Source organism: Undibacter mobilis (assembly GCF_003367195.1).
In the GTDB taxonomy this organism is placed as follows: domain Bacteria; phylum Pseudomonadota; class Alphaproteobacteria; order Rhizobiales; family Xanthobacteraceae; genus Pseudolabrys; species Pseudolabrys mobilis.
Window position 1 is genome coordinate 2,289,423 of the sequence record NZ_QRGO01000001.1, and the last position, 13,876, is coordinate 2,303,298.

A 13,876-nucleotide genomic window follows, 5' to 3' on the forward strand; every position below is an offset into this window, starting at 1 on the left:
CCTATATTGCTTTGCGGTGAGGCGCGCCGGCCGGGGGGTCGCGGTGCGCCGCGGGAGTTGGCGTGCAGACAACCTTGCTCAGCGTGGCGGTCGCTATCATCCTGGCGCTGGTGGCGGCGCTGGTCGGTCCGCTGCTGATCGACTGGAATGGCTATCGCCCGATTTTCGAGTCGCAGGCGAGCCGCGTGCTCGGCACCTCGGTGCGGGTCGCGGGTCCGATTGACCTCAGACTCCTGCCGTCGCCGCGCCTGACGCTCAACGATATCCAGGTTGGTGCGAGCGCCCCGGCTGCCCAGGCCGGGTCTCAACCGCAAGCCGCTTCGGTGAAAGCGCGCTCGCTCGGCGTCGAGTTTGCGTTGGGGCCGCTGCTGCGCGGCGAGTGGCACGCCACCGAGCTCACCGTGGGCGGTCCCGAGGTCCGCCTGGTCACGGATGCAAACGGACAGGTGGGCACGCCCGGCATTGCTTTCGCATTTAATCCCGGCGATCTCGCCATCGAGAAGTTGAGCATCGAGGACGGCAAGTTCAGCATCGCCAATCCCGATGGCGCCGCCGTCACGTTCGACCGCGTCTGGTTCAATGGCGATGCGCGCTCGCTGATCGGTCCGCTGAAAGGCGAGGGCGCCGTCACCATCGGCGACGAGCTTTATCCATTTCGCCTTTCGACCGGCCGCTATGGTGACGACGATACGCTGAAGCTCAAGATCAATGTCGATCCGGTCAACCGCCCGCTTAGCATCGAGACGGACGGCGTCCTGACGCTGAAGGATGCGCCGCAGTTCGACGGCACGCTCAAGCTCGCCAAGCCCGTCGGCGTCGCGCAGAAAAGCGGCGGCCGCCTGACCCAGCCGTGGCGCATCACCGCCAAGCTGAAAGCCAGCGCCCAATCGGCGCTGATGGAGCAGGTCGAATATCTCTACGGCTCCGAAGAGCAGGGCGTGAAGCTTACCGGCGTCGCCGATTTCAAGTTCGGCAAAGAGCCGCGCTTTGACGGCGTGCTGTCGGGACGACAGATCGACCTCGACCGCGTGCTGGCTTCCGAGGGCGGCGGGCGTCCGCCGCCGGCCGCAGCGATTCGCGAACTCATCGAACTCGGCGGCGGCGCCTTCGCGCCGACCTTCCCGATCGCCATCGGCATCGGCATCGATCAGGTGACACTCGGCGGCAGCGCGGTGCAGAATCTGCGCGGCGACATTGTCAGCGACGCACGCGGCTGGAATCTCGACCGCTTTGAATTCCGCGCCCCGGGCTATTCGCGCGTGCGGCTCTCCGGTCATTTGGCGGTCGACAAAGGCGGCGTCGCGTTCACCGGTCCGGCCGAGATCGATGCCAACGATCCGAAGATGCTGGCCGCCTGGCTCGAAGGTCAGGCCGACAAGGTCAAGCCGCTGGCGCCGATCGACGTCAGCCCGATCAGCATTCGCGGCGACGTCACGCTCGGCAGCGAAAAGATCGCCATCGACAATTTGAAAGCCGAATTCGACCGTAAGGTCGTGTCCGGACGCTTCGCTTATGTGTTTGCCTCAGGCCGTGGGCAGGCCAGACTCGATGCCGCGCTTAACGCCCCCGATCTCGACCTCGACGCTACCCTTGGTTTCGGCATGGCGCTGATGTCAGGCTCGTCGCTGGAGCGCCCGCGCGACATGACGATTGCCATCGATATCGGCCGCGCCAGCGTCGGCGGCTTCACCGGTCGCGATGCCAGCGCACGGCTCAAGGTTGATGGCAACGGCCTGCAAATCGACAAGCTCGCGGTTGCCGATCTCGGCGGCGCGGCGTTCTCGGCAAGCGGCCGTATCGACACGAGCGGCGCGACGCCGCTCGGCAGCATCAATGTCGATCTCAACGCACCGGAGATGGAGCCGGTGCTGGCGGTGTTGCAGCGCTTTGCGCCGGGGACGGTCGCCATGCTGAGCGACAATGTGCCGATGATCTCGCCGGCCAATCTTCAGGCGCGGCTGACGATCGACGGGACCGCGCCGAAAGCAATTGCGCGCGTCGCCGTCGGCGGACGTCTTGGCCGCTTGCGCGTGGCACTCAATGCGCAAGGCAATGCCGATGCAGACGTGCTCAAGCGCGGCGATCTCAAGATCGACGGCAAGCTCGATTCCGAAGACGGCCGTACGTTGATGACGGTGCTGGGGCTCAGTCGCTCCCTCGCCATCGAAGCCGGACCGGCGTCGCTGACGCTGGCGCTGAACGGGCCGGCGAACGGCGATCTGCGCACCGATGCACGGCTTGTCGCCAAGGGGCTGGACGCGCGGGCGACAGGGACGGCGCAGCCCTTCGCGGTGACGCCGTCGGCGTCGCTCAAGGCAACGGTTGCCCGCGCCAATATCGCGCCGCTGCGCGGACCGGCGCGTGACGACAACGCTGTACTGCCGGCAACCTTCGAAGGACGGCTCACGGTGAAGGGCGGCGATGTATCGATTACCGAGATCGACGCCAATGTCGGTGGCAGCCGTGTCCGCGGCAAACTGGCGCTGGGCTTGGGCGCGCCGCGACAGATCGCGGGCGAGATCGAAGCCGACACTGTGGATGCCGGCGGCCTCATGGCGGCGGCGATCGGAATGCCGGCAGCAGCAGCCGGACCGGGCAAGTTATGGGTGTGGTCGACCGAGCCCTTCGGTGATGGCGTGTTCGGCAATCGGACAGGCGCCGTGACTTTCAAGGCGCGTCGGCTCGACGTGACGCCGCAAATTGCGGTCAGGGAATTCCGCGCGATGCTGCGCTTTGCTGACCGCGAATTCACGGTCGACGACATGAGCGGCGATATCGGTGGCGGCGCGCTCGGTGGCTCAATGACGTGGCGCGACATCGATCTTGGCGTAAGCACCAAGGCCGTTATCTCGGTGAAAGGTGCCCAGGCGACGACCTTGTTGCCGGGGGGCGCACGTCCGCCGGTCACCGGTAAACTCGATGTTGCGGCCGAGGTGAGCGGCTCCGGCATGAGCCCGATCGCGCTGATCGGCTCGCTGCAGGGCGGCGGCACGGCAACGCTGACCGGCGCTCAATTGGCGGGGCTCGATCCGCGCGCTTTCGACACCGTCACGCGCGCCGTGGACCAGGGCGTCGTTATCGACAACAAGCGCGTCGCCGGCATTGTGGAGGGCGCGCTCGACAGCGGCCAGTTGGCCGTGTCGCGTGCCGAGTTGGCCTATACGGTGAATGCCGGCCAGCTCAGGCTCACCAAATCGATGGTCGAGAGCCGCGATGCCGATCTTGGCGTGACCGGCCAGGTCGATTTCAGCGACGGTACGGTCGACACGCGTCTTGTGCTGTCCGGTACCGATAAGGCGGCCGGGCGACGGCCGGACGTCTTTGTGGCGGTCCGTGGACCTATTGCCGAGATGAGCCGAAGCATCGACGTATCGGCTTTGACGGGCTGGTTGACGTTGCGCTCCGTCGAGCATCAGGCGCAACGGTTGAAGGCGCTCGAAGCGGCGCAGCCGAAACCGCAACTGCCAGAGAAACCGCCTGCACCGGGCTCATCGTCCGCCGTTCCGGCGCCGCCTCAAGCCGCTGCGGATGAGCAAATGGCGCCGGCTCTACCGATGCCGCTCGATATCAGATCAGCACCGCGGCCTGCCGGCATTGCCGGCCCAACAGCGCCCACCGTCAGCCCACAAAACTGACGCCCTGGGGTGTTGCGCCCTCAAGCAACGAGTCTGACGCCTTCTGCGGGCCGCCTTGCGCGCGATAGTAATCGAGCACGAAAAGCCGGATCGCCGATGACAGATTGCCGTGACGGCGGTCGGTGTCGATCGAGGCGACCAGATCCGACAAGGTCATTTGCCGGAGCACGGCAATTTCCTTGAGGCCCTGCCAGAACGCATCCTCGAGGCTGACACTGGTCTTGTGTCCGGCGATAACGATTGAACGTTTAACGACTGGAGAGCTCATTGATGTTCTCCCGGGGTGATCTTGTGCCCATCGAGGGTGCGGCTTTCCTGCTCGCGGCGAATAATTTCGAGCGAACGCACATGTTTGGGACTGCCGTGGGCGAGCCGCTGGGCTTCGGCCTGTTGTTCGTCCAGGCGGCGTTTGGCTCGCTTACGCACGGTTCGAAGATTCACAATCTCGGTCATGAGCTCCCCCCGCTGCTTGCTGCCGGCGGTTTCTACGGTGTCCCCGTTGCGCACCGGAGAATCTCCGCCACAGCATTGAACACCCTGAGCAAGGCTTCTTTTGGGTACATTGGGAAAGACTATGGCAAAATTTCAATACACGGTTAGTTGAAAATAATAGATCACAGGCAAAAAAGGCCCGAATAACTTTATTCCCCGCCGTAGAGAAAAAATTCTACGCACGAGAAGTCAAATATACCACCGGAACTGTCCGGCTAATATTTGAATATTGAAATATAGAGCTAGAGTTTTCTGCGGGTCTTCAGATATTCAATAATATAAAGAACATCAGATATCAGTAAATTAGTATCTGGATACGCAAAGATAACATGTTAGACAAATTCAACGACGCGAATATAGCCTTAAGCAATAGATGCAGGCGTGGGGGAGCGGCGGAACACTTTAGAATCGCTCCACTATTCGAGGCCCGGTCGCGTCATATTGTTCGGTTGTACAATTCTGTCGAAATCTTCGCCCGACACGAAACCGAGGCGGACGGCTTCTTCGCGCAGCGTCGTCCCGTTGGCGTGAGCTGTCTTGGCGACCTGCGTCGCCTTGTCGTAGCCGATGTGCGGTGCCAGTGCCGTCACCAGCATTAGCGAGCGGTTCATCAGCTCATCGATCCGCGCGGCGTTGGGCCGAATGCCGATGACGCAGTTGGCGGTGAATGAATTCGCCGCGTCGCCGAGCAGCCTGATCGACTCCAGCATGGCAGTGGCCATCACCGGATTATAGACATTGAGTTCAAAGTGCCCCTGGCTTCCGGCCACGGTTATCGTTGTCTGATTGCCGAAGACCTGACAGCAAACCATGGTCAGCGCCTCAGACTGGGTCGGGTTGACCTTGCCCGGCATGATCGAGGACCCCGCCTCGTTGCTCGGCAGATTGAGTTCGCCGATGCCCGACCGCGGCCCCGAGCCCAACAGCCGGATATCGTTGGCGATCTTGAACAGGGCGGTGGCGGCGGCATTGATGGCGCCGTGAGCGAAGACATAGGCGTCGTGTGCCGCCATATGCTCGAATTTGTTGTCGGCGCTGACAAAGGGCAGGCCGGTCATAGCCTTGATGCGCCCGGCGAAGCGCTCGGCGAATTCCGGATGCGTGTTGAGGCCGGTGCCGACCGCCGTGCCGCCCTGGGCGAGCGGCATGAGTTCGCGCTGCGCCATTTTCAGCCGCGCCACCGACGATTTCACCTGGGCGGCATAGCCGGAAAATTCCTGTCCCAGCGTGATGGGCGTCGCATCCATCATATGGGTCCGGCCGATTTTGACGATATCGGCAAACTCGCGGACCTTGTCTTCCAGCGCGTGCTGCAGGCCGGTGAGCGCCGGCAGCAGGTGATGCTCAATGCGCAGTGCCGCGGCAATGTGCATCGCGGTCGGAAAGCTGTCGTTGGACGACTGCCCCATGTTCACATGGTCATTGGGGTGAACCGGCGCCTTTGCGCCGAGGCTGCCGCCGAGCGCCACATTGGCGATGTTGGCGATCACCTCGTTGACATTCATATTGGTCTGCGTGCCGGAGCCGGTCTGCCAGACCACCAGCGGGAAATGCTCGTCGAGCTTGCCGTCGGCGATATCCTGAGCGGCCTTGACGATGGCATCGGCATAGCTCGGATCGAGCAGGTGGAGATCGCGATTGACCTCGGCGGCCGCGCGCTTCACCAGCCCCAGTGCATGAATGATTTCGATCGGCATTCGCTCGGTGCCGATGCGGAAATTGCGCACGGAACGCTCGGTCTGCGCGCCCCACAATTTGTCGGCTGGAATGTCGAGGGCGCCGAAGGAATCGCTCTCGCTGCGGGTGTTCTTTGCGGGGTCGGATGCGTTGGCCATGCGGAACACCTATGGCGGATCAACCCGGGGACAAGCCCGGCACAGCGCGAAAGTTCGGCGCGCGACTACTTCTTGCGGAAACGATCGAGGCGAACCACTTCGCCGCCGCCAGATGGCTTGTCGGGATTCGGATCGCCCGGCGCAGCAGCGGTTGGCGTCGCAGGTTGCACGGTGAGCGCCGCCGGCTTCGGCACCGGCGCACTGTCTTTGGACGCAGCGGCCTTCTCGGCGGCCGATTTGGTTGCGGCAGGTTTGGCGCCGGCGTCCTTCGCAGCCACGGCGTCCGCCGCCTGTTCCTCGGTCATTTCTTCGAACTGCAAACCGAACTGCACCGACGGATCGAAGAACCCGGTGACCGCGGCAAAGGGGATGTACAGCTTTTCCGGAATGCCGCCGAACGACATGCCGACCTCGAAGCCGGTGTCGGTTACGGACAGATCCCAGAACTGGTGCTGGAGGATGATGGTCATGTCCTCGGGATACTGGGCGCGCAGGCGGTCCGACAGGCGGACACCCTCGGCCTGCGTCTCGAACGAAATATAGAAGTGATGATCGCCTGGCAGGCCCTTTTTGGCGGTATCGGCAAGGACGGCGCGGACGACGCCGCGCAAGGCCTGCTGGGTGAGGAGGTCGTAACGAATGTGGTCGGCCATAAAAGTCCCGAAAGCTACGGCGAGGAAAGAGTCGCAGTCATGGTAGCGCAAATGGCGCGGGGGCGGGAGCGGCCACGGCGCCGCTGCCCGCGGCTTTCGCCGCGGTGTGAACGAGCCGGCGGAAAAGAAAGTGGAGGCTTCTGTTGCCAGGTGCCTCCGAACCCCGCCTAACGGAGCTTATCCCGTTAGGACTTGTAGGCTTGGTTTTTCAGGACCGCTTAGGCGGCCTGAGCAACCGGAGCATAGTTGTCGTTGGCAACTATGAGATTGGCCCGATATCGGCGGAACCATGCCGAGCGAAAGATAGCCTTTTACGCCCTCGTCGATCCTAGTTCGCCCCCGCCGGTGTCGCCCACAAGGTCCGTCCTTTCGGAGAGACCGGTCCCGCTTCAACGAACGGGCACCTGGTATGGCGAGCGACACGGGTGGAGGCGCCGGGTACTGCCCCCGGGTCCGAAAGGTTTATTACGACGTCCGTTTATCGCCATAGACCGGGTTGCCCCGGCACCAAACAATATAGGCCGGTTCGGCCGCCGCGTTAAGGGCGCAATCCAGCCTAAGGGCGCAAAAATGCTCAAAAATACCCGGCGGGGCGGAGTTCCGCCCGCGCCAGGGCTGTCCGGCAACCGGCTCCCACGCGGCTGCCCCTGCAGCGTGGAGCCGAACACTCCGCTGCCAAGGGACATTAGCGTAGGTGGAGAGGTGTCCCACCCAAGGTTTGTACCTCCGGTGCGGCGACTGATTTGTGGCCTTATCTCTTCACGGGAATGAAGGCAGGGGAAGTCGACCTGATGGCCATGCCGTCATAGACAGCGAAGTTGCACAGAGCACGGAAGCGCTGTCCGGTTACTTTTTCGAAGTCAGGCCGTGGCGGCGTCAGTCGCGCGCGGCGTGGGCCGTCACCGCGGCGCCGAAGGCCTGGAATAGCGCGCGATTGACCGGGTTGGTCTGCGGGTCGTACTCGGCATGCCACTGCACGCCAAGCGCAAAGCCTTCCGCGCCATCGATATGGATCGCCTCGATGGTGCCGTCGTCGGCCAGCCCCTCGACCACGATGCGCGCGCCGGGCTCGAGGATGCCTTGGCCGTGCAGCGAGTTCACACGGATGGTGTCGGCGCCGAAAATTCCGGCGAAGACGCCGCCCGCGGTCAGATGAACGGCGTGGCGGTCGCCGTAGATCACCGTATGATCGGGGTGGATTTCACCGTTGGGCAGGCGCGGCATGCGGTGATTGATGCGGCCTGGCAGTTCGCGGATTTCCGGGTGCAAGGTCGAGCCGAAAGCGACTGCCATCTCCTGAAAGCCGCGGCAGATGCCGAGCAACGGCACGCCACGCGCCACGCAGGTCGTCACCAGATCGAGCGCCAGCGCATCGCGCGGCTCGTCGTAGGGCTCGTAGCTCAAATGCGGCTCGACGCCGAAACGGGTTGGATGAACATTGGCGCGGGCGCCGGTGAGCACGACGCCATCGACGACATCGAGCAGGTCATCGACATCGGTGATGTCCGGCGCTCCGGCGAACATCAGCGGCAAGGCGCCAACCACGTCACGCACGGCACGCAGATTGCGTTCGCCGACGCGTTGCGCCGGAAAACGGTTTTCCGCGAGGAACATGTTGCCGATGACGCCGACGACGGGCCGCTTCATGGGAGCTTCGTTGGGGATTCTCAAGCCGGAGTGTTTATAGCACCTATTTGCGCAGGTCGGCGAAAGCTTCGTCGAGGCGGTCGAGAGCCTGCAGCAGGATGGGGCGCGGCGTCGCGAAATTGAAGCGCAGCCAGTTTTCGCCGCCGGGGCCGAACTGCGGACCGGGCGATGCGAAAATGCGCGCGCGTTTGGCCACGCGGTCGGCGACGTCGTCGGCGGCAAGCCCGGTGCCGGAAAAGTCGATCCAGGACAGGTAGGTCGCATCGAGCTTCATGGCGCGTGCGCCGGGTGCGGCCTTCTCGATACGGGCGTGAAGCAGGTCGCGGTTAGCCTCAAGATAAGGCAATAGCGCGTCGAGCCAGGCCTCTCCGGTGCGCCAGGCCGCCTCGGTTGCGATCATGCCGAAGCTGGCGAGCGAGGTGAGATTGGCGGCGGCGACACGCGCCTCGATCTTGCGGCGCAGAACCGGGTTCGACGTCACCAGGGCGCCCATATGGGCGCCGGCGAGGTTGAAGGTCTTGGTCGCGGCAAAGCACGACACGATCCGATCGGCGATCTCCGGCGCGGCGTTGAGCGTCGGCGTGTGTGTGGCGTGGCTGAAGATGAGGTCGCAATGAATCTCGTCGGAAGCGAGGATCAGATCGTGCTCGGCGCAGAAGAGGGCAAGAGCCTTGAGCTCCTCAGGTGACCACACGGTGCCGCCGGGATTATGCGGGCTGCACAGGAACACGATTCTGCTACGCGGCGTGATCAGCCGGCGCAAAGCCTCAAGATCCATGACATAGCGGCCTTGCTGATTGATCAGCCGGGCATCGATAATACGACGGTCATTGGCGAGAATGATCTTGCGGAAGGCGTGATAGGCCGGCGGAAACAGCACGATCTCGTCGCCCGGCTCGCTGACCGCCTGAATCAGCATGCCGAGGCCGGCAACGATGCCGGGCACCGGGGTGACCCAGGCCGGATCGACGGTGAGCTTGTGGCGACGCTTGAGCCAGACCACGAGCGCCTCGGCCCAGCTGCCCGTGTCGGCATAATAGCCATGCACGCCGCGGTTGATCTCCGCCGTCAGCGCCTCGGCGACGCCGGGCGGCGCCGCAAAGTCCATGTCGGCCACCCACATCGCGATGGCGTCCGCCTCGGTGATGCCGGACAGCTTGGCCATGTTGTCCCACTTTGAGGAATGCGTGCCGCGGCGTTCGATGATGCGGTCGAAGTCAAACATGAGAACGGGGGCTCCCTGGGATACGACGAGGCGGTTTCCTTGATGATCTTCGCTGCGGGCCGGGTCAAGACGCCGGGCTTTCATGCTCGCGGGCCGAGGGGCAGTCCGGCGCGATGTCTTGTGCGCATATCAATGCATTGCTTTTGGCGCGCGGCTCGTTTGTGCTAGACGCAGACGGTACAGGACTGGTGGGAGACGACAAGAATGGCGGAGGACGCAAAATCCTCACCCGCGAGCGGGGGCAATTTTTCGCTGAGAATTCGCGGCCCCCGTGATTTCTACGGCGGCCTTGTGCTGGTTGCGCTTGCCGTTTTTGCCCTATGGGCGGGCAGCGATCTGGCCGGCATGCGCGGCTTTTCCTTCGGTCCTGGCACCACGCCGCGGCTGTTTGCCATGCTCCTGATCGCGGTCGGCGCCGCAATTTCGATTTCCGGGCTGTTCGTCGACGGTCCGCCGATCGAGAGCTATGCGCTGCGCGGTCCGGCATTCGTGGTGTGCGCTATTCTCGTGTTTGCCATCACCATCCGCGGCTTCCGGTTTTCGTTCTTCGGCTTTCCGGTGAAGTTGCCGGAACTCGGGCTGATCGCCTCGACCTTCATGGCCTACATGATCTCGGTCATGGGCGGGCGAGAGATACGCTGGACTGAAAGCCTGATCGCCGGCGCGATCATGACGGCGTTCTGCGTCGTGTTGTTCCGCTATTTGCTGCAATTGCCATTTCCGCTCTGGCCGACTTTCTAAGACGAGATTGCAATGTCCGATCTTCTCTCCAATCTATGGCTCGGCTTTTCGATTGCGGGCCACCCGATCAATCTCGGCTTCTGTCTGCTCGGGGCGCTGGTCGGCACCCTGGTCGGCGTGCTGCCGGGTATCGGCACCGTGGCGACGATTGCCATGCTGTTGCCGATCACCTTCGGGCTCGACCCGGTCGGCGCGCTCATCATGCTCGCTGGCATCTATTATGGCGCGCAGTATGGCGGCTCGACCACGTCGATCCTTGTCAACATCCCCGGCGAGGCGACATCGGTCGTCACCTGCCTCGACGGCCATGAGATGGCCAAGCAAGGCCGCGCCGGCGCCGCGCTGTCGATTGCGGCGATCGGCTCGTTCATCGCCGGTTCCGTCGCCACCGTGCTGGTCGCAGCCCTCGGTCAGCCGCTGACCCGGGTTGCGCTCGAATTCGGTCCGGCCGAGTATTTCGCGCTGATGCTGCTTGGCCTCATCTTCGCGGTGGTGCTGGCGAAGGGTTCGGTCGTCAAGTCGATCGCCATGGTGCTGACGGGTCTGTTGCTGTCGACCATCGGTTCCGATCTCGACACCGGCGCCGGCCGCATGACGCTCGGCCTGCCGGAACTGCTGGACGGCATCGGCTTCACCAATGTGGCCATGGGCCTGTTCGGCTTTGCCGAAATCATCCGCAATCTCGAGGCGTCGGGCTCCAACCGCGATATCATCGCAGGCAAGATCAAGGGTCTGATGCCGACGCGCCAGGACCTCAAGGATTCGGCCTGGCCGATTGCGCGCGGCACCGTGCTCGGTTCGCTGCTCGGCATTCTGCCCGGCGGCGGCGCGGTGGTGTCGTCGTTTGCCGCCTATACGCTGGAAAAGCGCCTGGCCAAGGACCCCAAGCGTTTCGGCCGTGGCGCTATCGAAGGCGTCGCCGGGCCCGAGTCCGCCAACAATGCCGCGGCGCAGACCTCGTTCATTCCGCTTTTGACGCTCGGCATTCCGCCGAATGCAGTGATGGCGCTGATGGTCGGCGCCATGACCATACACGGCATCGTCCCCGGCCCGCAGGTGATGACCAAGCAGCCCGAACTGTTCTGGGGCATGATCGCCTCGATGTGGTTCGGCAACCTGATGCTGGTCGTCATCAACCTGCCGATGGTCGGCATCTGGGTTCGTCTGCTGCGCGTGCCGTACCGGATCCTGTTTCCATCGATCATTGTGTTCTGCTGCATCGGCATCTACTCGATTGACAACTCATCGAGCGACGTCATCATCGCCGGGCTGTTCGGCCTGTTCGGCTATTGGCTGGTGAAGCACGACTTTGAGCCGGCGCCTCTGGTGCTTGCTTTCGTGCTCGGCCCGCTGATGGAAGACAATTTGCGCCGCGCCATGCTGATCGCGCGCGGTGACACCTCGGTCTTCTTTACGCGGCCGATCTCGGGCACCCTCATCCTCATTTCAGTGGTGCTGCTGGTGCTGGCGCTGCTGCCGATGATCCGCAAGCGCCGCGATGAGGTCTTCGTCGAGTCCGAGAACTAGCGGAGGTCGCCTTGGCGCTCGCGGTCGTCAGAAAGGCTACGGACAGCCTGCTGCTTCGCACGAGCGGCCGCATTGTGAGCCGCCAGTTCGGCGCCATTCCCTATACGGTCGTCAAAGGGCAGGTGGTGTTTCTGCTGGTGACCTCGCGCGGCACCGGGCGCTGGATCTTCCCCAAGGGCGACCCAATGGACGGCCTGCCGCCGTCGCAGGTCGCGGCGCAGGAAGCGCTGGAGGAAGCCGGCATCGAGGGCGACGTCGATCCGGCGCCGATCGGCGCGTATCGGGCATTCAAGACGGTCGCGTTCCGCCGCAAGGTCGTCGAAGTCGAAATGTATCCGTTGCGGGTGACGCAGCAGATGGATGAGTGGCCGGAGAAGGGCCGCCGGCACCGTCATTGGGCCATCTTGCCGGAGGCCAGGCGTCTGTTATCGGACGCGCGGGTCGCCGATCTCGCGGTCAGGCTGAATCAGCGTCTGCGTGCGGGCGGGCTGCCGGCCTATCCACCGATCGCCCACATCACGCGATAGAGCAGGGCGGACAGGATTGCCGCCGCCGGCACGGTGATGACCCAGGCCGCGCCGATGCCGAGCACATGCTGGCGGCGCACCAGCCGGCGCCTCTCACGCTTCTGGTAATTCAGCAGCGCCATCTCCGGTGTCTCGTTGAGACGCGATGGCTCGAGGAACAAGGTGCGCGGCCGCACGGCGGGATTGGGCACACCGCTGTTGGTGATGAACTCGCGCAGATAGCCGACACCGAACACCGCGCCGACCGCAATATGGGTCGATGACACCGGCAGGCCGAGCGCCGACGCCACCAGCACCGTCACGGCCGCTGACAGGGCCACGCAATAAGCGCGGATCGTGTCCATGCGAGTAATCTTCTCGCCGACGGTGCGGATCAGGCCCGGCCCGAACAGCCCCAGGCCGAGCGCGATGCCAGTGGCGCCAATCGCCAGCACCCAGAACGGCAAATCGACTTTCTCGGCATCGGCGAAGCCGGTCTGCGCCGAAGCGACGATGGCGGCGAGCGGCCCGACCGCGTTGGCGACATCGTTGGCGCCATGCGCGAAGGACAACAGGCCAGCGGCGAAGATCAACGGCACCGTGAACAAGCCGGCAACGTGCTTGCGGCGGTTTTCCATGCCGCGTGAACGGCGCAGAACCCAGGGTCGGGCGGCGAAGTACGCGCCGAAGAAGCTCAGGATGCCAATCGCGATGACAAAAGCCAGCGGCGCATTCCAGACGCGTTTGAGGCCCTTGCTTACGAGATAAACGGCGAAGATTCCGGTCATGAAGGCGACGAGGACGGGCACCCAGCGCCGCGCCGCGGCCACGCGATCGTCGCGATAGATCACCTGCCATTTGATGAAGCCGAGCAGCAGGGCGGCGATGAGGCCGCCGAAGACCGGCGAAATGACCCAGCTCAGCACAATGCCGCCGATCACGCTCCATTCAACGGCGGCAACGCCGGCGGCGGCGACACCGGCACCAACAACACCGCCGACGATGGCGTGCGTGGTCGAAACCGGCGCACCCAGATAGGTCGCGAGGTGAATCCACAGCGCCGCGGCGAGCAGAGCCGCCGTCATCACGAAGATGAAGGAGACGACCGACAGCGCCTTTTCCGGATGCAGGAGGTTTTTCGACACCGTATCGACGACATCGCCGCCGGCCAGGACCGCGCCGGCGACCTCGGCCACGGCGGCGATCATCAGGGCATGCGTCATGGTCAGGGCGCGGCTGCCGACCGCCGGGCCCATATTGTTGGCGACGTCGTTGGCGCCGATGTTGAGCGCCATGTAGGCAGCGATGACTGCCGCGAAGAAAACGAAGTATTTGAGCGGGCCGCCGACCGACAGGCTGGCGATTACAACCGCGCCGATCATGAAAACGATGAGCAGGCCCGGAGTCGCCAGCGAGCGCGACCGCGCATAAGTCGCGGTTTCGATCTGAACAACTTTCTTGAGGTCCTTGTCGAGGGCGCTTTTGGCCAAGGCGGGCTCCGGCAGGAAGGCGGAGCAGACTGCCGCCCCTGGAAAGCCCGTTAGCACCCCTATCGCAAAACTGTCACAAAAAAAGTGACGCGCCCCCGGGCTGTTGAAAAGCCGGCGTGCAGGGC

The 13,876-nt window shown here is 63.9% G+C and carries 11 protein-coding genes and 1 other RNA gene; 4 read left to right on the plus strand and 8 right to left on the minus strand.

What is annotated here, in order from left to right; translation table 11 throughout:
- Nucleotides 1–62: 62 nt before the first annotated feature.
- Nucleotides 63–3,635 (plus strand): AsmA family protein, encoded by a 3,573-nt coding sequence (locus tag DXH78_RS10845; RefSeq protein ID WP_115517040.1) that lies wholly within the window; start codon nucleotides 63–65, stop codon nucleotides 3,633–3,635.
- Here the strand turns inward: DXH78_RS10845 and DXH78_RS10850 are convergent.
- From DXH78_RS10850 to DXH78_RS10880, 7 genes are all read right to left on the minus strand, one after another.
- A complete protein-coding gene (locus DXH78_RS10850) occupies nucleotides 3,619–3,903 on the minus strand; it encodes a ribbon-helix-helix domain-containing protein (RefSeq protein WP_115517041.1) in 285 nt (94 codons plus the stop codon). The two genes, DXH78_RS10845 and DXH78_RS10850, sit on opposite strands and share 17 nt — an antisense overlap.
- On the minus strand, nucleotides 3,900–4,088 hold the full coding sequence (locus DXH78_RS10855; RefSeq protein WP_147292615.1) for a DUF4169 family protein: 189 nt from the start codon (nucleotides 4,086–4,088) through the stop codon (nucleotides 3,900–3,902). The genes DXH78_RS10850 and DXH78_RS10855 overlap by 4 nt, the downstream gene beginning before the upstream one ends.
- A 455-nt stretch (nucleotides 4,089–4,543) precedes the next feature.
- On the minus strand, nucleotides 4,544–5,962 hold the full coding sequence (gene fumC / locus DXH78_RS10860) for a class II fumarate hydratase (RefSeq protein WP_115517043.1): 1,419 nt from the start codon (nucleotides 5,960–5,962) through the stop codon (nucleotides 4,544–4,546).
- Nucleotides 5,963–6,027: 65 nt separating this feature from the next.
- Nucleotides 6,028–6,615, minus strand: coding sequence for an SspB family protein (locus DXH78_RS10865; protein WP_115517044.1), 588 nt, complete (start codon nucleotides 6,613–6,615; stop codon nucleotides 6,028–6,030).
- A 129-nt stretch (nucleotides 6,616–6,744) separates the two neighbouring features.
- Nucleotides 6,745–7,161, minus strand: a transfer-messenger RNA (tmRNA) gene (ssrA, locus tag DXH78_RS10870).
- Between the two features lie 330 nt (nucleotides 7,162–7,491).
- A complete protein-coding gene (locus tag DXH78_RS10875) occupies nucleotides 7,492–8,262 on the minus strand; it encodes a gamma-glutamyl-gamma-aminobutyrate hydrolase family protein (protein ID WP_115517045.1) in 771 nt (256 codons plus the stop codon).
- A 43-nt stretch (nucleotides 8,263–8,305) separates the two neighbouring features.
- Nucleotides 8,306–9,487: a MalY/PatB family protein gene (locus DXH78_RS10880; RefSeq protein ID WP_168192775.1), complete on the minus strand. Its 1,182-nt coding sequence runs from the start codon at nucleotides 9,485–9,487 to the stop codon at nucleotides 8,306–8,308.
- 204 nt (nucleotides 9,488–9,691) lie between these two features.
- Here DXH78_RS10880 and DXH78_RS10885 point away from each other — a divergent pair, with 204 nt between their 5' ends.
- The 3 genes from DXH78_RS10885 to DXH78_RS10895 are packed head-to-tail and all read left to right on the plus strand — an operon-like array spanning nucleotide 9,692 to nucleotide 12,282.
- Nucleotides 9,692–10,228, plus strand: a complete 537-nt coding sequence (locus tag DXH78_RS10885; protein WP_115517047.1) for a tripartite tricarboxylate transporter TctB family protein — start codon at nucleotides 9,692–9,694, stop codon at nucleotides 10,226–10,228.
- Nucleotides 10,229–10,240: 12 nt separating this feature from the next.
- Entirely contained in the window at nucleotides 10,241–11,755 is a 1,515-nt protein-coding gene (locus DXH78_RS10890) for a tripartite tricarboxylate transporter permease (protein WP_115517048.1), read from the plus strand.
- 11 nt (nucleotides 11,756–11,766) lie between these two features.
- Entirely contained in the window at nucleotides 11,767–12,282 is a 516-nt protein-coding gene (locus DXH78_RS10895; protein ID WP_115517049.1) for an NUDIX hydrolase, read from the plus strand.
- Here DXH78_RS10895 and DXH78_RS10900 read toward each other — a convergent pair.
- Nucleotides 12,252–13,751 (minus strand): inorganic phosphate transporter, encoded by a 1,500-nt coding sequence (locus DXH78_RS10900; RefSeq protein ID WP_115517050.1) that lies wholly within the window; start codon nucleotides 13,749–13,751, stop codon nucleotides 12,252–12,254. The genes DXH78_RS10895 and DXH78_RS10900 overlap by 31 nt on opposite strands.
- Between the last annotated feature and the right edge of the window lie 125 nt (nucleotides 13,752–13,876).

What these genes read in the sequence shown, in the direction of transcription:
- DXH78_RS10850 (WP_115517041.1), bottom strand. Translation starts at nt 3,903, where the DNA reads ATGAGCTCTCCAGTCGTTAAACGTTCAATCGTTATCGCCGGACACAAG.
- DXH78_RS10855 (WP_147292615.1), bottom strand. Translation starts at nt 4,088, where the DNA reads ATGACCGAGATTGTGAATCTTCGAACCGTGCGTAAGCGAGCCAAACGC.
- fumC (WP_115517043.1), bottom strand. Translation starts at nt 5,962, where the DNA reads ATGGCCAACGCATCCGACCCCGCAAAGAACACCCGCAGCGAGAGCGAT.
- DXH78_RS10865 (WP_115517044.1), bottom strand. Translation starts at nt 6,615, where the DNA reads ATGGCCGACCACATTCGTTACGACCTCCTCACCCAGCAGGCCTTGCGC.
- DXH78_RS10875 (WP_115517045.1), bottom strand. Translation starts at nt 8,262, where the DNA reads ATGAAGCGGCCCGTCGTCGGCGTCATCGGCAACATGTTCCTCGCGGAA.
- DXH78_RS10880 (WP_168192775.1), bottom strand. Translation starts at nt 9,487, where the DNA reads ATGTTTGACTTCGACCGCATCATCGAACGCCGCGGCACGCATTCCTCA.
- DXH78_RS10885 (WP_115517047.1), top strand. Translation starts at nt 9,692, where the DNA reads ATGGCGGAGGACGCAAAATCCTCACCCGCGAGCGGGGGCAATTTTTCG.
- DXH78_RS10890 (WP_115517048.1), top strand. Translation starts at nt 10,241, where the DNA reads ATGTCCGATCTTCTCTCCAATCTATGGCTCGGCTTTTCGATTGCGGGC.